Genomic DNA, 20,130 nt, shown 5'->3' on the forward strand with positions numbered 1-20,130 from the left:
TCCCACGCCCCAAGGAGCCGCGGATCATGCCTGATTCAATTACTGCTCTCATCCGGTGGATACTGCACAGCCTGCTGTTGTGCTGTGCACTATTGCTCAGTTCACTCAGTCTGGCAGATACCGCTGCTACCGGCTCAGCAGATGACCTGGCGGCGGCGCGTATCATTCAGGAACAGCAACGTGCGGCCAATGCTCGTCATCAGAGTCAGACAGTCGCTGCATCTGAGGCAAGTGTTGAACAACCGGCGATTGCCAATGATATGGCAGAAGGGGAGTCCATCCGCGGCTTGCCGACTTTAAATGAGCCGGTGATTGATCAGGCCAATTTGCTGAGTGCAGCGCAGAAACAGGCGATAAGCCAGCGGATTTTAGCGCTGCATCAGCAGGGTAAAGCACAAATTGGGGTGGTAATTGTGCCGACCACCGGTCAGGAAGATATTTTTGATTTCGCCATGCGCGTTGCAGAACGCTGGCAGTTGGGATCGGCCAAATATGACAATGGCTTGTTGATGGCAATTGCAGTGAATGATCGCCGTATTCAGATTTTAACCGGTTATGGTCTGGAAGGGGTATTACCTGATATTGTGCTGGGCCGGATTATCAACAACCAGATCACGCCGTATTTTAAACAGGCACAATATGCCAGCGGCATTGAAGCCGGTCTGGCCGAAATTGAACGTATTTTGAATATGGACCCGGAAGTAGCGGCTAATGCTGCCAAAGAGCTGCAAGAACGCCAGCAACAGGCCTTACGTGAGCAGCAGGCACGGGAAAAAACTTTTAATACAGTCATTTTTATTTTAATTGCCGGAGTGATTGGCTCCTATATTGTTGGTAAACGTCTCAGCGCTTCAACCGCTGCGGTGGCGGCTACGGTGGCGGGGTTGGTCAATGGTGTGGGCATATTCACCAGTTTATTAATGGGACTTGGGATTTTCTTTTTACTCATTACCGCACTGGCCCAAGCGATTTTTCATATTTTCCTGGCCTCGGCTGGCCGTGGCGGTGGAGGCGGCGGCTTTGGTGGTGGCGGTGGATATAGCGGCGGAGGCGGCGGCTTCGGCGGGGGAGGAGCATCAGGATCATGGTAACCACAACAGATACAACCGAAATTATTACCCAGCCGAAAACTCAGGAGCTGAGCCAGCCCAGTTTAAAACGCTGGTTTAAGCACTTTTTCTACATGCCGGCCACTAAACGCTTTTTTAACCAGCAGGACCAGTACGCGATTGCGCAAGCGGTCACAGAAGCCGAGCATGGCCATATTGGCGAAATACAGGTGGTGATTGAAGGTTGTCTACCTTCGCGTTTGGCTTATTATCAGGATACGCGTACCCGCGCACGGCAGCTGTTTGCTGAGCTGGGTGTTTGGGATACGGAATATAACAGTGGGGTACTGCTTTATTTAAACTTGTGTGAGCGAAAAGTTGAGATTGTGATTGACCGTGGTATTAAGCATGCCACTGAGCAGCAGGTTTGGGATGAGATTTGCCAAAAAATGGTGTATGGCCTAGCGCAAAGAGAGTATCAGCAGGCAGTGATCTTGGGTGTTAAAGAAATTGGCATGATTCTGGATGGTTTTTATGACCGAAAAATTCAGGATGAAGCCAATGAGTTGGGGAATAAGCCGATTATTCTTGGTTAATGTTGTAAATATGTGACACTAAGTGTCACTTTTTTACATAAAAATACATTAAAAAAATAAAGTGAAAATTTTTTATCCATAAATGGCTGTTTTTTCTTTAAATATATTTATAATAAAAGTTGGCACATATAGTGCTGTATACAAAATAGCTTATAAAGCTTATAAAAAATTAACAAAACATTTGTGGAGAATGTTATGAACGCTCAAAAAGGTTTTACCCTTATCGAATTGATGATCGTTGTAGCGATTATTGGTATTTTGGCTGCAATTGCGATTCCTGCGTACCAAAACTATACAGCTAAGTCGCAAGTAGCTGCTGGTTTAGCAGAAATTTCACCTGCAAAAACAAATGCTGAAGCTAAATTAGCAGAAGGTGTTTCTGCTACTATTACATCTGCATCTGCATTAGGAATTTCAACTTCTAAAAGATGTACAGCATTAAGTGTATCTGTTGCTAAAACAGGTGAATCTAGTATTACCTGTACATTGGCTGGGACTACCTCTATTAATGGTCGGAAAATTCAATGGGTTCGTGGCGCTGATAATACAGATGGTACAATCGGTACTTGGACATGCAAGACGAATGTGGCCGATGATTTTATTCCAAAAACTTGTGAATCTGCTTCAATCAGTTAATAACTAATTAAAAAAAGGGTAGAAATATAAATATATTCTACCCTTTTTTTAGAAGTTTTATTTTTAAAATTAAACATAGTTGCATAAAATTAAAGATATAAATTTTAATAAATGTATATTTTAATAAGGGGTTAAAGTGCAGTTGATGCGAAGAATATTTATAATAGTCGCTATGTTAATATATGTCTTTGCTATTCTTAATCCAGCTTTTTATTTGCCATGGTCTGGATTTTTATCCGAGTATTTAGTCTTTTTATCCTTAATATGTTTATTGCCTGTTTTATTTAAAAGTAATATATCCATACCTAGGATTTCATTTTTATTTTTACTCGTCAGCTTTATTCCTTTATTACAATATTATTTTGGGTTAATCTTTTATTTTGATATTGCAATGTTATCAACTTTATATTTGATTGCATTCTGGGTTGCTATCATTTTAGGTTTTAATATTGTAGAAAAATATCATTCGTCATTTATTTATTTTTATTTTGTTATTTTATTTGCTGGTTTACTGTCTAGTTTAATTGCAATATTTCAGTGGTTAGATTTGGATTTGAACCCAGATTTTTTTATGCAATCAGTTGGTCGACCATTTGCTAATATGGCACAGCCTAATCATCTTTCAACTTTTTTAATTTTAGCACTCATTTCTTGCTTATATTTTTATGAGAACAAAACTATTAATAATAAAGTTTTGGCTATATTTAGTATTTTTCTTTTAATTTCAATTGTCTTGACTCAATCACGAACTGCATGGCTTGTATTTTTATGCTTATCTCTTTATTGGTTAGTATCTTATAAAAAAGAAATCCTAAGATTAAGCAATAGAATTATCATCTTTTATTTTGTTTTATTTATAGTTTTTTCTGTTACACTTCCTTTAATAAAAGAGTTCTTAGTTAAAAAACCAACTATATCTATCTTAGATAGAGCATCTTCTGGGCATGAAAGAATCCAAATATGGCAACAGGCCGTAGAAGCAATTAAGCTGAAGCCGCTTGGTGGCTATGGTTGGAATCAGAGTTCATTTGCTCAATTTGATACCATACAAAATGGATTTATAAAAAATTACTTGACTAGTTTTCACAACATAGTTTTAGATATTTTAGTATGGTGCGGAATACCCCTAGGTATATTCATAATATTATTTGTTTCTTATCTATTAATAAAATTTTTAATTTATTCTAGTAGTTCAGCTCAAGTTTGCGCTCTTAGCTTTATTTTGGCTATATTAGTACATGCTTTATTTGAATATCCCTTATCTTATTCATATTTTTTGTTGCCTATGGGGTTTGTATTTGGATTTGTTTTATATAGCTTTAAAAATAGTGTAATTAAGATAAATAGTTTTTTAATCATTTTTATTTTTGGTGTTTGTCTTAGTTTTTATATATTTCGAGAATATAGCAGGATTCCAGACAATATGGTTGCTGCTGAAGCACATGAAATGAATGAAAGAAGAGACTTTATAGAGTTACCATATCCAAAAAATATGTTTACAGTTTTTGTTAAACGTGCTGAGTGGATTGCTCTGTATCCTTGTACTAAGTTTGATAAAAAAGAAATTGATGAATTTAGCTATATGGTTAAAACATATATTATTCACTATGATCTATTAAAGATTTCAGAAGTCTTAGTTTACAATGGGTATCCTGAACAAGCTTTAAAATATCTTGATATACTAAACTATATGTATAGCAAAAACTATAAATTAAATACGTTAAAGTGTGCCAGTCATCAATAGTGATAGGCTTTGTTGCACAAAGCTGTTCTTAAGGGCTTCTTCGGCAATATAATTTCCAAATGAAGAAGCCTACACACAAAATCTACCGCACAACCAATTGGCCCGCATATAACCGAGCTCTCATTAATCGTGGGAATATTGCTATTTGGTTCGATCCAAAAACACAATGGTATGCAGAACCTCAAGGCAAACAAGGTCGAAGTCAAACCTACTCCGACATAGCGATTCAATGCTGTTTGATGATCAAATCTCTATTTAGACTCACTTTACGCATGGTTACTGGTTTTGTTCAAAGCTTAATTAAACTTTGCGGATTAGATTGGACAGCACCAGACTTCACGACGCTTTGTAGAAGACAAAAATATTTTGATATTCAAATTAGCTACCAGAAAAGTCGTGATGGGTTACACCTACTCATCGACTCTACGGGTTTAAAATTTTTAGGTGAAGTCGAATGGAAGCGTAAGAAACATCAGCCAGAATACCGTCGGCAATGGCGTAAACTGCATATTGGTATAGATGCTGAAACATGGCAAATACGTGCCGTTCAGTTTACGATAAATAATGTCAGTGATTCATAAGTACTTGGTGATTTACTCGATCAGATTCCTCAAGATGAGCATATTGACTCCGTTTATACCGATGGTGCTTATGACACGAAGCGGTGTCGCCAGTTGAACACAGATCGAAATGCCCATGCTTATCCCACTTCAAAACAGGTTAAATTCCAATCAAACTTGCCACACAAAGCACTATCATCTTGCTTAAAAAAATATAAGATAGAGCCAGTTTTTTGGTCTATTTTTCTTATGAAATCTGCATTGCTAATATTGGCTGCCTTACTCATCTCCCTTGCATGGCTATTGCCCATTCACTACCGCCCATGGGTTACCTATACAGGCGAACTTTATGCATTTTTTGCGCTGTTCGCTTTAGCGGCTATTTTTCTAAAAGAAAAACTGACTCTTCCAAAAATAAGCCTGCCTTTGCTAGCCTTAGCCACTGTCCCATTCATTCAATGGGCCTGTGGTTTGCTATTCTTTTTTGATAAAGCCCTATTTAGCAGTCTGTATATTTTTGGATTCTGGCTGGCAATCGTATTGGGCTATAACCTGACCGTAGATGCTGCGCAGCGAGAAAAAATATTTACAGGTTTAAGTTTTGTCTTTTTAGGTGTCGGCACCCTAACCGGTCTCACGGCCATTTGCCAATGGCTCACCATCGACCAGTATTTCCCGTTTATGGTCGATATTCGTACCGGCCAGCGCCCTTATGCCAACTTCGCCCAACCGAATAATATGGCGACCTTTTTAGTGATGTCGCTTATGGCATGTCTGTATTTATATGAAAAACAGAAACTGAAAACAGCACTTTTGGTTGCAACTGGTTTGGTGATCTTAAGCGGGGTGGTGCTGAGTCAATCACGCACCTCTTGGGTCGCCTCACTGTGTATTCTGGCTTATCTCGGTTATCAGCAATACCAAGGCTATATCCGCCTGAAATGGTTCTATAGCGCGCTCTGGTTTGCAACTTTTGTTGGTTTGATCTTTATTGCTCCTTCTTTAAGTCAACTACTCTCACAAAGCGCAGATATAGCGGTACAGTCTCGTGATGTGGTACAGCGTGCTACAGGGGATATGTCACGGCTGGCAATCTGGGAGCAGATGCTACACGCAATTGCCCATCAACCCTGGTTTGGCTATGGCTGGCATCAGACCAGTGTCGCTTACACCACCATCAGTGAATTTTTCCAGGGACCGGTATGGATTCGTAGCGCCCACAATATCGTGCTTGATCTGCTGCTCTGGAATGGTCTGCTGATTGGCTTGCCATTGTTGGCTTATCTGGCCTATTGGGGCTATCAGCTGCATCGGCAGGTGAATTCGACCATTTCGGTGATTGGTCTGTTGATGCTCGGTGCCTTCCTGATTCATGCCATGCTGGAATTCCCGCAGAACTATGCCTATTTTCTGCTGCCCGCCGGTTTTATCTTGGGGATTGTACAATCACAGCGTCCAAAGGCTGGCGTGCAGTTGTCGTCAATATTCATGCGAGTTGGCTTTGGCGTGGGTTTAGTCCTGTTACTGCTGATTTATCGTGATTATGAAGTGATGGTGCCAAAGCTGAATCAATCGGTGCGTTATGAAAAGACACCGGAAAAAATCACCAATCAGGATCAGATTTATCTGCTCGAGGAGTTTAACCGCCGCATTGCCTGGATTCGTCTGAATCCGTATAGCCAGCAAAGCCCAGAGCAATTACAGCAGATTCATGAGATTGTGCTGAATTATCCAACCCAGTATGACCTGCTTAAATATGCCCGGGTGCTGGCATTTAATGGCTATGAAGCCGAAGCCAAACAGCAGCTGGAGCTGTTAAAGATCGTGCGAAAGGTCGAGGTGGATTATGACAGCTTGCTGGATGGGGCAGAAATCAGACCAGAACCATAAATCATCTGCTGATTTTTAAGGCTGCTGTTTGGGATTTGAAGCACATTGCTCAATCCATAAAAAAGACCGGAACTCCGGTCTTTTTTATGCAGTTAATCTTTTTAATTGAGCTTAGAGCTGGCTCTGAATATAGTTTTCAATACCGACAGATTCAGTTAAATCCAGTTGCGTGGTCGCCCAGTCCAGATATTCTTCTTCTTTTTCCAGAATTTCCTGAACCAGATCACGGGTCACATAATCCATTTCCTGTTCAGCCAAAACGACGGCTTTCTGAATGGCTTCAATATTTTCTTTGACTTTACGGACATCACAGTTCAGCACTTCAACGGTGTGCTGACCAATATACAGTTTACCCAGATGTTGCAGATTCGGTAGACCTTCTAGAAATAAAATCCGCTCGATAATTTTATCGGCATGTTTCATCTGACGAATTGATTCTTTATATTCCGCCGAACCGAGTTGCTCAATGCCCCAGTCATTAAACATGCGCGAATGTAAAAAATACTGGTTAATAGCGGTTAAATGATGATACAGCACCTGATTCAGCTGATTAATCACTTCACGATTGCCTTTCATTGCACTACTCCATCTCACAATTTCTGCCCTAAACAGTTTTAAGGCAATCTAGAGCTTTATCTTAAACAAGATGATGCAGGATGGCGAGTAATTTATTGAACAGCAAATGAAAATCGTCATCAATGCGATTCGGCAGCAAGGCCCAGTCGGGCAATAAAAACCCGCCTGAGTCAGAAGCGGGGGAGGAGAGTCGGCCCACGGACCGAAGGATTTATTCTTATTGGAATTAGGCAGCAACTGCGAGACGGCCAGCAAGTTCGGCCACTTCATCGCTAATAATGGCACGTGCTTCAGGGGCACAGCGGCCACAGCAGGTTCCCAGATCGAGCAGGTCACGAATTTCGCGATAGCTTTCAGCACCGTTCGCTACGGCGTCTTTAATGTCTTGATCTGTAATACCACGGCACAAGCAAACGTACATTGATACAACCATAAAGAATTAAATAAGATAAGTGTTATTATTGATAATTATTATCGTTTGTCAATAAAAATCATTTGAAAATTCATTTGTTGTGATTGGGTTTTTGAATAAAAAAATACCATCTTATCGATGGTATCTTTTTTGTACAGCTAAGTTATTGATTAATAATTACTACGCCATCCATTTCAACCAGTGCACCTTTTGGCAGGCTGGCCACACCTAAAGCGGCACGTGCTGGATATGGCTGGGCAAAATATTCACCCATAATCTGGTTCACCAACTGGAAATTAGATAAATCGGTCAGGTAGATGTTCAGTTTGGCAATATCAGCCAGCGTGCCACCTGCGGCTTCACAAACGGCTTTCAGGTTGTCAAAAACACGGCGGATTTGCGCTTCAATGCCTTCAACCAGTTCCATGCTGTAAGGATCAAGGCCGATCTGTCCTGACAGGTACAAGGTATTACCCACTAAAATGGCTTGAGAGTATGTACCAATGGCAGCAGGCGCATTTTCAGTATGGATCACTTGGCGGGACATCGATTTCTCCTTTTATAAGTATGGACAGCATAAACGATTAGCCGGGCAGGCCCGGGACTATCGTATCATGATTAACAGGCTTTGGATGTTTCAGCAATATTTGGCGGCAGTTCCAGACGGATAATCCGCGGGAAGCCAAAATGCATACGCAGGTCGCGAATAATCTGGGCAATCTGCTTACGGTTATTCACCACAATATTGACATAGGTTTTGGCATCGTGGCTACGGACCATTTCCACCCCGGTCTTGGCCTTACGGCATTGATAGATCAGGTCAGAAATCTGCTCATCATTCATTTCAATATCAATGCATAAATAGGCGGTGAAACTGACGTCATCGACATCATCCGAGTTCCACTGCAATGGCATGATATTTTCCGGATGCAGATGCTGTTCATGCAGCAGGTTATGGCAACGCGCACGATGCACAATTAAACCCCGGCGGGATAAATGGCCCTGAATCGGATCACCAAGTACCGGATTACAGCAATGCGCATATTTAACATCAATGCCTTCGGTGCCCTGAATCAGACGATCCGAAACTTCCGAGCTGCTGTCCTGTGAATAAAGATGGTTGGCCACCAGTTGCGGTAACAGGTCACCGACTGCAATCTGTTCAAACAGGCGTTCTTTACTGTCGATATGACGCCATTGCAACAGGTTAATCCAGTCGTCTTCGCTTAAATCTTTAATCGAACAGTTAAACAGTTTTAAGGCACGGTTAAGGGCCTGCTCACCCACCAGACGCTGCTCATCAATATCCTGATCACGCAGAATGTTTTGCAGGGCACGGCGCGCTTTTTGGGTATTAATAAAGCTGAGCCAGTCCGGGTTTGGTGTCGCTAAAACATCGGTAATCACTTCCACCACCTGACCGCTGGTCAGCGGGGTCGATAGCGGTTTGATTTCTCCATTAATTTTCGCACCGACCGCATGGTTGCCAAGGAACAGGCTGGCCGAATAGGCAAAATCAACCGCGGTGGCACCTTGTGGTAATTCATGCAGATGGCCATGCGGAGTATAAACCCAGATTTTTTCCTGATGCAGATAATCCAGCAGCTCGCTAAAGGTGGTTTTGGCACAGGCGCCATCAATCAGCACGTTCAGGTTTTGCATCGAGGCCTGAATCGCCGAGCGGCAGGCTTGTGGTGCATTTTCACCGAGAACCACGCCAAAACGGGCCGCTTTACGCATCAGCTCGGTTTGAATGGTTAAGGATAAAGTAGTTTTTTCACCTTTCAGGCGCAGCATCAGTGACTGGTTGCCACCGGGCAACGGACGGCGAATATGGTCGGCAAAATGCAGCACCTGAAAATGTTCACGTAAAATATCGGCTAAGCGGTCACAGTCGGCAATGCTTTGCAGAATAATTTCAAAGGCGTGGCTGTGGGTCAACTCTTGCAGGTCGATGTCGTTTTTGACGAAATAACGGAGCAGTTCGATATTGTTATTTTTCTTTTTAATCCGGCCGCTAATTTGATGATATTGCAGCAGCTCGGCCAGGTTCTTTTCCCATTTGGCCTGATATTCACAGCGTTTCGGCTTGGTTTCTAGCAGGGCAGCCTGAACATTATTGAACATATCTAGGTCAAGATTCTGGTAGCACAGATGTTCCAGGTTGTCGGCCATTTCATTCATACCGACAATACGCGCCATCGGCACAAAAATATCAAAGGTTTCCTGGGCAATACGGGCGCGTTTATCTGGGCGCAAGGCATCTAGTGTGGTCATATTGTGATAGCGGTCAGCCAGTTTAATAATGATCACACGCGGGTCTTGCAGGGTCGCTTGCAGAATTTTACGGAAGGACGCGGCTTTATTGTATTCTTTATCGCTGGAATGGCTGAGTTTAGTCACGCCATCGACCAGTTCGGCCACGGTCCGGCCAAATTTTTCGGTAATATCTTCTTTGCTAAATTCGGTATCTTCAATCACATCATGCAGCAGTGCCGCCATCAGGGTTTCGGCATCCAGACGCATATGCGCCAGAATGCAGCTGACCGCAATCGGATGCAGAATATAAGGCTCGCCGCTTTTACGGGTTACGCCATCATGCGCCAGATCGGCATAGTCACAGGCCGCAAGCACGCGCTCGCTATCGCTTTCACTCAAGTAAGCGTCGATAATCATATTTAGTTGCTGTTTGGCTTGGCTGACCTCTGCGCCTGGCATATACCACCTTTAACTACAATGCTCGTAACAATCACAAAAACTGATCTTCTAATGAAAAACATATTGCATGACTTGTCAATTTTTTTCACCGAAAATATCGAAATAAAAGCTCGTTATAATTACGAGTTCCGATGCTTATGTTATAACGGTTATTGCGCAAATATTAAAGTTCAAATAATAAAAAAGCCTAGTAAAAAACTAGGCTTTTTCAGGATGTATTTTCTTATTGGAAAGAAAAACCATCTAAATTCAAGTTATTTGCTGAAAGTGCGAGGTCAAGGCTAGAGGCTTGGTAGTCCTGATCGCGTTGTTTCAAAATGTCTTTAGAAACGTGGCCTTCTGCAATTTCACGTAAAGCAACAACGGTAGGTTTGTCGTTGTCCCACTCAACGGTAGGTTCAATTCCTTGACGTGCCAATTGACGCGCGCGTTTGCTTGCCACTAGTACAAGCTCAAAGCGGTTGTCTACATGGTCTAAACAATCTTCAACGGTGACGCGTGCCATAAGAGTTCTCGTTTGAATGGTAAATTTAAACAGACTGTGCAGTATAAGGTGCTTTGCCTGAAGACTCAAGTTTTAATCAGGGTGCTGTAGGGGTAATCAGCTTCTGGATCAGCTCCTGATGACGGTTGGCCTGCTGGCTTAACACCAGACGGTTGGCAATAATCACGGCTTCCAGGTCATGCAGGGCTTTATTAAAGTCATCATTGATAATCACATAGTCAAAGTTGACATATTGCTGCATATCTTCTACCGCACAGCTTAAGCGATGTTCAATCACATCCACGGCATCGGTGCCGCGATTGGACAGGCGCTGGCGTAAGTCAAACTGGCTTGGCGGCAAAATAAAAATCTGTTTCGATTCAGGAAAAAGTTTGCGCACCTGCTGCGCACCTTGCCAGTCAATCTCTAGCAGGACATCGTGACCTTTGGCCAGTTGTTCTTTGACCGTGGCTTGGGCTGTTCCATAATAATTGCCAAAGACTTCGGCATATTCAATAAAACCGCCTTGTTGCACCAGGTCGATAAAATCCTGTTTCTGGGTGAAATGGTAATGAACGCCGTCCAGTTCGCCAGGACGTTGACCACGGGTCGTGTGGGAAACAGAAACGTGCAGATTGTTAACACGTTCAAGCAGGGCTTTAACAAGGGATGTTTTGCCTGTTCCTGAAGCTGCAGAAACGACAAACAAGAGACCCGACATGATATTTTTCCTGATATGATAAAATATCTTCTCTATTTTAGAGCAGAGCTGGCTTAAACAAAATAGTTAAGCATCTATTTGTTTGCATTAATTTCGCATCTGTCTGCAAAAGTTGAAATGAATATCGAGGGTTCTATGGAAATTGTATTGGCTAATCCACGTGGTTTTTGTGCGGGTGTGGACCGTGCAATTGCAATTGTGAATCGTGCCCTTGAATGCTTTAATCCACCAATTTATGTGCGTCATGAGGTGGTGCATAACAAGTTTGTGGTCGATGATTTACGTCAGCGTGGTGCGATTTTTGTAGATGAGCTGGATGAAGTACCAGACGATAATATCGTGATTTTTAGTGCGCATGGCGTGTCAAAAGCAGTCCAGCAGGAAGCTGAGCGCCGTGGCCTGAAAGTGTTTGATGCCACCTGTCCGCTGGTGACCAAGGTACATATTGAAGTGACCAAATATGCCCGCGAAGGGGTTGAAGCGATTTTAATTGGACATGAAGGCCATCCTGAAGTGGAAGGCACCATGGGTCAATATGACAAGAAAAATGGCGGTGAAATTTATCTGGTGGAAGATGAAGAAGATGTTGCGGCTTTAAGCGTGCGTCATCCTGAAAAAGTCGCATTTGTTACGCAAACCACGCTGTCGATTGATGATACCGCCAAAGTGATTGATGCCTTGCGCCAGAAATTCCCGCAGATTCAGGGACCGCGTAAAGATGATATCTGTTATGCCACCCAGAACCGTCAGGATGCGGTGCGTGATTTAGCCAGTCAGTGTGATGTGGTACTGGTGGTCGGGTCGCCAAACTCGTCGAATTCGAACCGTTTACGTGAACTGGCCGAACGCATGGGCAAACAGGCGTATCTGGTCGATAATGCCGATCAGCTGGATCAGGCCTGGTTTAATCCTAAAACAAAAATTGGCGTGACTGCCGGCGCGTCTGCTCCGGAAATTTTAATTAAACAGGTGATTCAGCGTTTACAGGACTGGGGGGCAACCGCTCCTGCCGAGCTTGCCGGTCGTGAAGAGAACATTACCTTTAGTTTACCGAAAGAGTTACGTATTCCTGTAACTCAGGCTTAAACTGAGAAAGAGATAACAGTCTAATTTTTCTTTTAAAAATAAGCAGATGATTGTGATATGACACTCATCTGCTTTTTTATGCCTTTTATCTGTTCTGTGTAGGTTTTGTAACTTTAATAAGTATGATTTTAACTGGGCTAACATTTTTGCCTAGGGGGAGAGCATGCGAAAAAGTCAGGGATTTACCTTAATTGAATTGATGGTCACGATTGCGGTGTTAGCTGTTATTGTCATGATAGCTGTCCCTAATATGATGCCAATGGTCTATAAAAAACAATTAGAAACAACAACTATAGAATTAGCGCAGACTTTAGCTAAAGCTCGTGGTACGGCAATATCTTTACGTAAAGATATTACTCTAGAATTTGATGATCTTCCTAGTGCAGGAAATCACCTATATTGGGTGCCGAGATATGAGCAAGTCCATATTATCTCAAAGGATGCTCCAGAAGGATTAATGTTTTCTCCAGTGGGTCTTGCTAAAGAGCGAGCTACATCTTTAAAAAGAAAAGTACCTAATCCTGATTTTGATCCTAATAAAAATGAAGATCCACTGGAAAATCCAAAATTTATCATAGAGTGGCAACCTACAAAAGATTTAGTTTTTGAAGTTTGTCATGAAAAAGTTAATGAAATTAAATCTATTACAATTTTTAAAAGTGGTGTGATTAGTAATATCGTTTCTAGAGAGCTAGCGGGGAGTTGTCCATGAGTATATATACTCAAAAGGGGGTTGGTATGGTAGAAGTATTGGTTTCATTAGTACTTTTATCCATAGCGGTTCTTGGATTTGCGGTATTGCAATTTAAAGCTATTGATGCAATGCAGGAGGCGGGAGATCGTACAGTCGCAATGTCTTTAGCACGTGATGTGGCCGAAAGAATAAGAGTTAATAGAACAAAGCTCACTGAATATAAAAACCAAATAAATTCGGGAACATTAACATCTGCAAAAAATTGCATGGTTGCTGATAGTAATAATAGTAGAACAACAACACCAATGTGTAGTCAAAACGAAATGGCTACTTATGATGCAGTCCAAATTTTACAAATGGCGAAAGCTGCAGGGATGACTGTGATTGTTGATAGTTGTCAAGGTGGTGATCGTCAATGTATCTATATTGCTTGGGGTGAAACCACTATAAGCGCTGGCAATGTAACAACATGTATGAGTGGCGGAGTTTATGTTGCAGGGTCAAGTTGCTTGGTGATGGAGGCGTATGGTACATGAAAGCTAATAATGGTTTTACATTAATTGAGCTGATTATCTCTTTAGTACTTGGTCTATTGGTTGGAGCGGCAGCGTTACAGGTTTTTATTACAGCAAATCAAGGTGTTCGCTTTCAACAGGGTGCAGCCAATATCCAAAATAGCGGTATATTTGGTCTCGATTACATTATTAAAGATATTCGACGTGCAAATATTGATTCAAATGAAGCGGCAATAACTTCAATAACAAAGCATGGCGGTATAGTATTTAATGTCAATAACTTGACTTCCAGTGGTTCAAGTGTTGTCAATAAAGAAGACTTAGAAAAATTACTTACAGATTCTTCAGTAGGTCCTAGCAATTTAAAAGATCAGAAAAGTGACCAATTGGTAATTCAATATAAAAACACCATTGGTAGTCAATATACCTGTGAAGGTGAAAGGGTGTTACCAAACCAGTTTGTTGTACAACGTTATTTTATTAAAGAAGAAACCAGCTCAGGGATTAAGTCTTACTCTTTAAGATGTAAGGCGATGACCTATATGGGTGATAGTGAAACATCATTCAATTTGGCTGGTGATGGTGAAATGCTAATTCCAAATGTTGAACATTTCAGGATAATTTTTGAAGTTGCAAAAGATACTCTTCCTGTAGGAAACCTAGATGGAGTGATGGATCAATTTACCTATGTTTCTGCTTCAGAATATAAAAAATTGCAGGACAAGCCACAAATTGTTGCAGTCCAATTAGGTATTTTATTGAGGTCTCCTGACTCGGTTTCAAAAGGAACAGAAAAAAATAAATTTACTGTACTGGATTTGAAGAATAAAGAATTGGTTGCTCATGCTGATAATACTAAATATATCAGACAAGTTATTTCACAAACTGTTGCATTGCGTAATGGTTTTGGTGTGAAAAATAAATCGGAGTAAGGCCATGAATATAAAACAAACAGGTAATACTCTCCTTGTGGTATTGGTTGTACTTCTTCTGATTACTATTATCGGAACTTGGGCTATCCGTGGCTCTATAATCTCTTTAAATATTTCTACTAATGCACAAGCACAGTCTTTATTAGTGCAAAATTCAGATGCTGTTTTTTTTCAATTAGAAGCCTATACAGATGATGCACTTAAAATTGCTGAATTGCAGCTTGATAATGGCATGATTGGTTTTGTGAATAAGCCTGAAAATAAAGGTAAAGAACTAGTTTATTGTCTACGCAAAACTGAATCTAGTGACAAATATAATTTAGGTAAAGCTAGTATTGTGTATTGGGAAGGTTCTACCATTCGTAAAAATGATTTGGGGCAAGATGGTTACTGTAAGACTGGGAAAAGTGAGGATTATATATCGGACAGAAATGCAGTAATAACCCGGGTTGGAGTTCGGTCCAGCTTAGAAAACAGAAAAGATTGGACTCACATGTATGATGGATCCGACTCTGAAACCTATGGTGGAAAAGATATAGGGACTATTATTGTAAGTGCGATTTCCTATTTGCCTAATTTATCAACATCAGAAGATTCAAAGATAGATGCCTGTGTCATGAATTACCCAAGTTTTAATGTAGTAGTAAATGGAGTGACTCAAAAAAGTGTTATTGATTGTCTAGCTGATTTAAATGTTCCTTATAGTGCCCAGGAAATGGAATATCAGCTTCGACAAGTGAATTAAGGCGGGGAAATTAAAATGAGATTTATACAGAAAAATTTAAAACAAACTGCCTTAAACAAGGCGAAGTTAACCATATTGGCGGCATCAATCACGACTTTGATTTGTAATAGTGTGAGTGCGAGTGATATTGAAATATATACAGCTCCAACTACAAGTGGTTCTACAACAACCTTAATGATGATGTTGGATGTTTCAGGAAGTATGCGTGTAACTCATCCAACGCCTTCAGTAGCAATGGATGCTTGTGATTTTACTAATCCTCGAAGTTATTATGATTATAAGGTTATTCAGGGGGAAGCAAAAATTGGTGACGTAAAAATAAGTTATGATAGATTTGATTGTAGAACATCCAATAACCGGGGAAACTATTTATATAGAAGTACAGATGAATGGGATGGAAGGAAGTGGGTAACGAAATGGAGATCTTGTAAGACCGCTTCCTGCGGAGGTAATAATACCGGCAGTACTAGTTTAAGTAGCGCTCCAGATGTGACAGAAATGGGCGTTTATCAATCTGATAATGTTAGCTATTATTATAAATTATCCGGGACGCCCTCAGAAACGAAATTTGATCGTATTACACGTTTAAAAGATGCTATGGTACTTTTATTGGTAGGTGGAAAAGATAGCAATAATAATGATGTTCCAAAACTAGATAATAAAATTATACTGGGTTTATCTACTTTAGGTGCTGTTAATGGTACATCAACAAGAAATGCAGGAACAATTGTAGTACCAGCTAGACGGTTGGATGCAGATGTAACTGTGGGTGGAAGAACCATTAAGCAACGGCAACTGATTTTGGAAAAAGTACTGGCTATTAATCCTATTTCAGGTACGCCAACCGCAAATTCCTATGCTGAAACGGCAGCTTATTTATTGGGTAAGAGTACCTCAGGGTTAACTAATACAGGTTTTGATTGGTCTGATTCTTCTACAGATACTAGAACTTCAACTGGATATACTCAACCTGCATCTATTAAAGCACAAGTCTCTCTTACTGATGATGCTAAGTCTTGTCATGCGCAAGGGATTTATGTGCTTACTGATGGGGAACCTAATGATTTAGGAAGTAGTAATGATGCTACAGGAACTAGAAGGCTTGTTCGAGCAGCGCTTGATAATAGTTCTTTCTCTTGTGATGGGACAAAAGAAGGATGGGATTGTATTTTTAAATTGAATGAAAATTTAGCAGATAAAACAAAAAATAAATCCAAAGTGGATATACTTACGGCTGTGATCGGTTTTGGTAAAGGATTTACTGTAATTCCAAGCAATGCTCAAACTGAAAGTGAAATTGATACGTATACTTCTATTAGTCAGAACGTAAGAAATACTGCAAAGTGGGGGATAAAAGGGAATGGTGGATGGTATTCAGGCGAGTCCACAGATGATATTGTTGAAAGTTTTAGTAAATTTTTAGGCAAAGTGAAAACGAATATTCCTGGTGTCAGTACAGGTACAGCTACTATCCCTGTAGATGCACTCAATAGTAGTACCATTCAGCCATTTGGATATTTCCCTCAGTTTGTACCAAAAGTAGCACCTACGGATTTACAGCAGACTTGGTATGGCAACCTAAAAAAATATCATGCTGTGAATGGTTCTTTATATGGCACAAAAAATGGCACTCAGCCTGTTATGCAGAAGGATGAAATTAAAAATGTAGCTGATGAATGGAATAATCCAAATTTCACTCCTAATTCAAATGAAGTGGCATTTATGCATGGTGCGTTGAGTCAGTTGATACGAGGATATCGTACTACAACAACTCCGAAAGAGAGATTGATTCTGAGTGATTTTGTTTATAAAGATCAAGCTGAGACAAAAAGCTTAAATTTAAGTACCTATGATGCAGATGCTGGTAAAACCATTTATCAAGCGATTTCGACATCATATAACTTGACTGCAAATGCACCTTATCGCGAAGCATTAATGAATCTATTAGGATATGAAAATGCTCAAGCAGGGGTAAATCTACAAAATTTAGCTACGGATGCAATTTCTAAACAAGTACCACAAATAGGTGCTATTTTACATTCGAAACCGATTTTGTTAACTCAAGAAGGTAAGCCTACAGTAATAAAAGGTGCTGATGGTAAAGTACTCATTGATACAACTAACCGTAAAGATTATATTTTATTTGGCTCTACACAAGGGCTTTTACATGTCTTAGATGCAAAAACGGGTAAAGAAAAATTCGCTTTTCTACCTTATGAAATGATTAAGAAACAAAGTGAAGCATTTAAATATAACGGTGGTGATACAAGAGGAGGTAAATCTAACCTTCACTATGGTATAGATGGAGAATGGACTGCTCATACCACCTATGTAAGTAAGTCTGATGGTACATTGAGTGTAGATGGTGGTAAACGAACCATTGTAAATGACGATAATAAAGAAGAGGAAATTAATCTTAAAGGGAAACAATGGGTATATGGAGGTCTACGCATGGGGGGGCGTAGTTATTATGCTTTAGACCTTACTGATCTAGATGCCCCAAAAGTTAAATTTCATATTGATCCTGAAAATAGCAAGGTTCACTATTTAGATAATAAAGTCACAAAAGAAAAAACAATTACTGAGCTTTCGCATATGGGGCAAAGTTGGTCAAAACCAACATTAGCATATGTAAATTGGCATGGAAGTCGTAAACTCGTCATGATCGTTGGCGGTGGATATGATGAAGGTTATGAGTCACCAACCTATGATCAAGACAGTGCTGATGAGAAAAAAATTGGTGCTGGTGTGTATATGTTCGATGCTGACAATGGTGACTTATTATGGTCTGTGAGTGGTAATTACAATGCTTCCTCTACCGCTGGCGATAGAAATATACAGTTAGCTGGAAACAGTGTAGGTATGGACTACAGTATTGTGAGCTCAATTAAAACAGTTGACCGCAATAATGATGGTTTAGTTGATCATTTGTATTTCGGAGACTTAAGAGGCCAGGCTTTCCGTGTAGATTTTAATCCCACAGCTACATTCTTTGGTTCACAAGTATCTAAAATCTTAGATTTAAAAGATTCTTATCGCAGATTCTATGAACAACCTACCTTTACTATTCATCATCAGAAGGAGGTCGCTGCTGTAAGTATCGCATCTGGTGATAGAAGTAGCCCGATGTATGGCAAATCTGCTACCGCTTCCACCGCTCATACGCATGATGGTGTATTTGTTGTCTATGACTATGATGTTTTTAGTCATAAATATCCAAATAATAATACACATAATATACGCACTTTAGGGACAACTGGGTTAGGCGGTCATGGCAAGTTAAGATTGTTGGAAAAAAGAGTAGATGCTAGATTAGAAGCGAATAAAAAACCTGTCATAAATAGTAATGTGCAAAACGGTGATGGTGGTTGGTACTACTTATTTGATAAAGAGGAAAATTTGACAGCATCTCCTTTAAAGGATAAGCAAATTTTAAAAAGTTTTGCTCCACTAATTGCTGTTGAAAATGACTTATATGTTCCTGTTTTTGATGCTTCTAAGGCGGGTACAACAGGTAGTTGTAGTGCAGGTGTTGCTGGTGAAACAAGTATTCATCGATTCTGTATGCCATATGGTATTTGTTCAGAAAATATTTTTGTTGCCTTAGGTGCAGGTATTGGTGAGCCAATTATGGGCGGCGGTCGAGATGGTGATAATAGCAAACGCTCGCTCTTTATTTTGAATGAAGATAAAAAAGGTGGCGGTGGTGCTGGTGGAACAGGGGGCACAACACAAATTAAAAACTATGGTGGTGGTTTAAAATTCATTCCAAACCGTTGGTATGAGCAATATGCTCAGGGTGGTGGTTGATGTTTAGCTTTAGGAATGGATTTACGTTGATTGAATTAATGGTAGTTGTTGTAATCGTGGCTATTTTAGCTGCGATTGCATTACCTAGTTATCAACAATATGTTCGAAAAAAAGATATGGCACTGGTACAGCAAGAAATGCTGAAATTGGCAGATCAGTTAGAACGCCATAAAGCTAAAAATTTCTCCTATAAACGTTTTGATCCAAAGTATATGTATGCGGGTGTGAATACCGCATTAAGTTCTGTATATGTACCAGGCGCAGTATCTACACCAAGTTCGAAGTATAAAATTGAAATTAAAGATATAAGTAATTCAACGGAAGTAGACTTACTAACATCGAGCTTAGGTAAAGCATGGTCAATGAAAGCTTCTCCTATAAATTCAAGTGACGCATTGCTTTACACATTTTTAATAACCAGTCATGGTATAAAGTGCAAAGCGAAAGAAGCTGAGAATGTGTCATTTACAGCATGTTCAGGGCAAGGAGCAGAAGATTGGTAGCTAATAAAGGTTTTACGCTTATAGAGCTCATGATAGCTGTGGCTATTGTAGCAATACTGGCTGCAATAGCGTTTCCATCCTATCAAGATTCAGTGAAGAGAACTAAACGTGCAGAAGCACAAGCGGAACTACTAGGTATAGGACAAAAATTAGCAAGTTATAAATTAGCTAATGGTTCTTTCTATGAGGCAAATTTGCAAAATGTTTACGGTGGGAACGTTATTAATAAGTCGGGTTCGATTACTTATAATTTGAGTTTATCTGATACTTCTACAGATCCTACACATACTTGGACATTAACAGCAACACCTGCAGGCTCTCAATTAGGTAATGGTGCTATTACACTAGATTCTAAAGGCAAGCAATGTTGGTTCAAAGATAAAGATGATGCATCAGGGACATGTTTATCTTGGGATGAGAAATAAATTCAAAATTTTGGATAACTAACTTTTGATCTTT

19 protein-coding genes and 1 pseudogene are annotated in these 20,130 nt (G+C 40.3%); 14 read left to right on the top strand and 6 right to left on the bottom strand.

Features of this window, described 5'->3' with window-relative positions; all coding sequences use genetic code 11:
- Positions 1–26: 26 nt before the first annotated feature.
- The 6 genes and pseudogenes from FTT64_RS03590 to FTT64_RS03615 all read left to right on the top strand — a co-directional run bounded on the left by FTT64_RS03590 (position 27) and on the right by FTT64_RS03615 (position 6,475).
- The gene (locus tag FTT64_RS03590; protein WP_180182069.1) at positions 27–1,091 is read left to right on the top strand and encodes a YgcG family protein; all 1,065 of its coding nucleotides are present in this window, start codon (positions 27–29) and stop codon (positions 1,089–1,091) included.
- A complete protein-coding gene (locus FTT64_RS03595; protein ID WP_104487965.1) occupies positions 1,085–1,645 on the top strand; it encodes a TPM domain-containing protein in 561 nt (186 codons plus the stop codon). The genes FTT64_RS03590 and FTT64_RS03595 overlap by 7 nt, the downstream gene beginning before the upstream one ends.
- Before the next feature lie 195 nt (positions 1,646–1,840).
- A complete protein-coding gene (locus FTT64_RS03600; RefSeq protein ID WP_180182068.1) occupies positions 1,841–2,281 on the top strand; it encodes a pilin in 441 nt (146 codons plus the stop codon).
- 145 nt (positions 2,282–2,426) lie between these two features.
- A complete protein-coding gene (locus FTT64_RS03605; RefSeq protein ID WP_227554618.1) occupies positions 2,427–4,025 on the top strand; it encodes an O-antigen ligase in 1,599 nt (532 codons plus the stop codon).
- A 59-nt stretch (positions 4,026–4,084) separates the two neighbouring features.
- Positions 4,085–4,750: pseudogene (locus tag FTT64_RS03610) on the top strand (IS5 family transposase); the annotation flags it as partial.
- A gap of 84 nt (positions 4,751–4,834) precedes the next feature.
- A complete protein-coding gene (locus FTT64_RS03615) occupies positions 4,835–6,475 on the top strand; it encodes a PglL family O-oligosaccharyltransferase (protein ID WP_180182088.1) in 1,641 nt (546 codons plus the stop codon).
- Between the two features lie 111 nt (positions 6,476–6,586).
- On the opposite strand, the gene bfr is transcribed toward FTT64_RS03615, so the two are convergent.
- From bfr to gmk, 6 genes are all read right to left on the bottom strand, one after another.
- Positions 6,587–7,051, bottom strand: a complete 465-nt coding sequence (gene bfr, locus FTT64_RS03620; protein ID WP_005180468.1) for a bacterioferritin — start codon at positions 7,049–7,051, stop codon at positions 6,587–6,589.
- A 226-nt stretch (positions 7,052–7,277) separates the two neighbouring features.
- Positions 7,278–7,472, bottom strand: a complete 195-nt coding sequence (locus FTT64_RS03625) for a bacterioferritin-associated ferredoxin (protein WP_034597991.1) — start codon at positions 7,470–7,472, stop codon at positions 7,278–7,280.
- Positions 7,473–7,626: 154 nt separating this feature from the next.
- The gene (locus FTT64_RS03630) at positions 7,627–8,010 is read right to left on the bottom strand and encodes a RidA family protein (protein WP_075174936.1); all 384 of its coding nucleotides are present in this window, start codon (positions 8,008–8,010) and stop codon (positions 7,627–7,629) included.
- Between the two features lie 71 nt (positions 8,011–8,081).
- Entirely contained in the window at positions 8,082–10,181 is a 2,100-nt protein-coding gene (locus FTT64_RS03635; RefSeq protein WP_180182066.1) for a bifunctional (p)ppGpp synthetase/guanosine-3',5'-bis(diphosphate) 3'-pyrophosphohydrolase, read from the bottom strand.
- Positions 10,182–10,404: 223 nt separating this feature from the next.
- Positions 10,405–10,686 (bottom strand): DNA-directed RNA polymerase subunit omega, encoded by a 282-nt coding sequence (rpoZ, locus tag FTT64_RS03640; protein WP_005013174.1) that lies wholly within the window; start codon positions 10,684–10,686, stop codon positions 10,405–10,407.
- A 76-nt stretch (positions 10,687–10,762) separates the two neighbouring features.
- Entirely contained in the window at positions 10,763–11,386 is a 624-nt protein-coding gene (gene gmk / locus FTT64_RS03645) for a guanylate kinase (protein ID WP_045795273.1), read from the bottom strand.
- Between the two features lie 135 nt (positions 11,387–11,521).
- On the opposite strand from gmk, the gene ispH reads away from it, so the two are divergent.
- The 8 genes from ispH to FTT64_RS03685 all read left to right on the top strand — a co-directional run bounded on the left by ispH (position 11,522) and on the right by FTT64_RS03685 (position 20,096).
- Positions 11,522–12,472 carry a 4-hydroxy-3-methylbut-2-enyl diphosphate reductase gene (ispH, locus tag FTT64_RS03650; RefSeq protein ID WP_104473474.1) on the top strand — a complete coding sequence of 317 codons (951 nt, stop codon included), beginning with the start codon at positions 11,522–11,524 and terminating at the stop codon, positions 12,470–12,472.
- Positions 12,473–12,635: 163 nt separating this feature from the next.
- On the top strand, positions 12,636–13,184 hold the full coding sequence (locus tag FTT64_RS03655; protein ID WP_180182065.1) for a Tfp pilus assembly protein FimT/FimU: 549 nt from the start codon (positions 12,636–12,638) through the stop codon (positions 13,182–13,184).
- Positions 13,181–13,702: a type IV pilus modification protein PilV gene (gene pilV / locus FTT64_RS03660; protein ID WP_218951679.1), complete on the top strand. Its 522-nt coding sequence runs from the start codon at positions 13,181–13,183 to the stop codon at positions 13,700–13,702. The genes FTT64_RS03655 and pilV overlap by 4 nt, the downstream gene beginning before the upstream one ends.
- Positions 13,699–14,613 carry a PilW family protein gene (locus tag FTT64_RS03665; RefSeq protein WP_180182064.1) on the top strand — a complete coding sequence of 305 codons (915 nt, stop codon included), beginning with the start codon at positions 13,699–13,701 and terminating at the stop codon, positions 14,611–14,613. Before pilV ends, FTT64_RS03665 begins: the two co-directional genes overlap by 4 nt.
- Positions 14,614–14,617: 4 nt before the next feature.
- Positions 14,618–15,358: a hypothetical protein gene (locus tag FTT64_RS03670; protein WP_180182063.1), complete on the top strand. Its 741-nt coding sequence runs from the start codon at positions 14,618–14,620 to the stop codon at positions 15,356–15,358.
- A 15-nt stretch (positions 15,359–15,373) separates the two neighbouring features.
- Entirely contained in the window at positions 15,374–19,168 is a 3,795-nt protein-coding gene (locus FTT64_RS03675; protein WP_227554601.1) for a PilC/PilY family type IV pilus protein, read from the top strand.
- Positions 19,168–19,671, top strand: a complete 504-nt coding sequence (locus tag FTT64_RS03680) for a type IV pilin protein (protein WP_180074413.1) — start codon at positions 19,168–19,170, stop codon at positions 19,669–19,671. The genes FTT64_RS03675 and FTT64_RS03680 overlap by 1 nt, the downstream gene beginning before the upstream one ends.
- Positions 19,665–20,096 carry a type IV pilin protein gene (locus FTT64_RS03685; protein ID WP_257233376.1) on the top strand — a complete coding sequence of 144 codons (432 nt, stop codon included), beginning with the start codon at positions 19,665–19,667 and terminating at the stop codon, positions 20,094–20,096. The genes FTT64_RS03680 and FTT64_RS03685 overlap by 7 nt, the downstream gene beginning before the upstream one ends.
- Positions 20,097–20,130 lie beyond the last annotated feature (34 nt).

It is taken from the genome of Acinetobacter sp. Q186-3 (assembly GCF_013420655.1).
Lineage (GTDB): Bacteria > Pseudomonadota > Gammaproteobacteria > Pseudomonadales > Moraxellaceae > Acinetobacter > Acinetobacter indicus.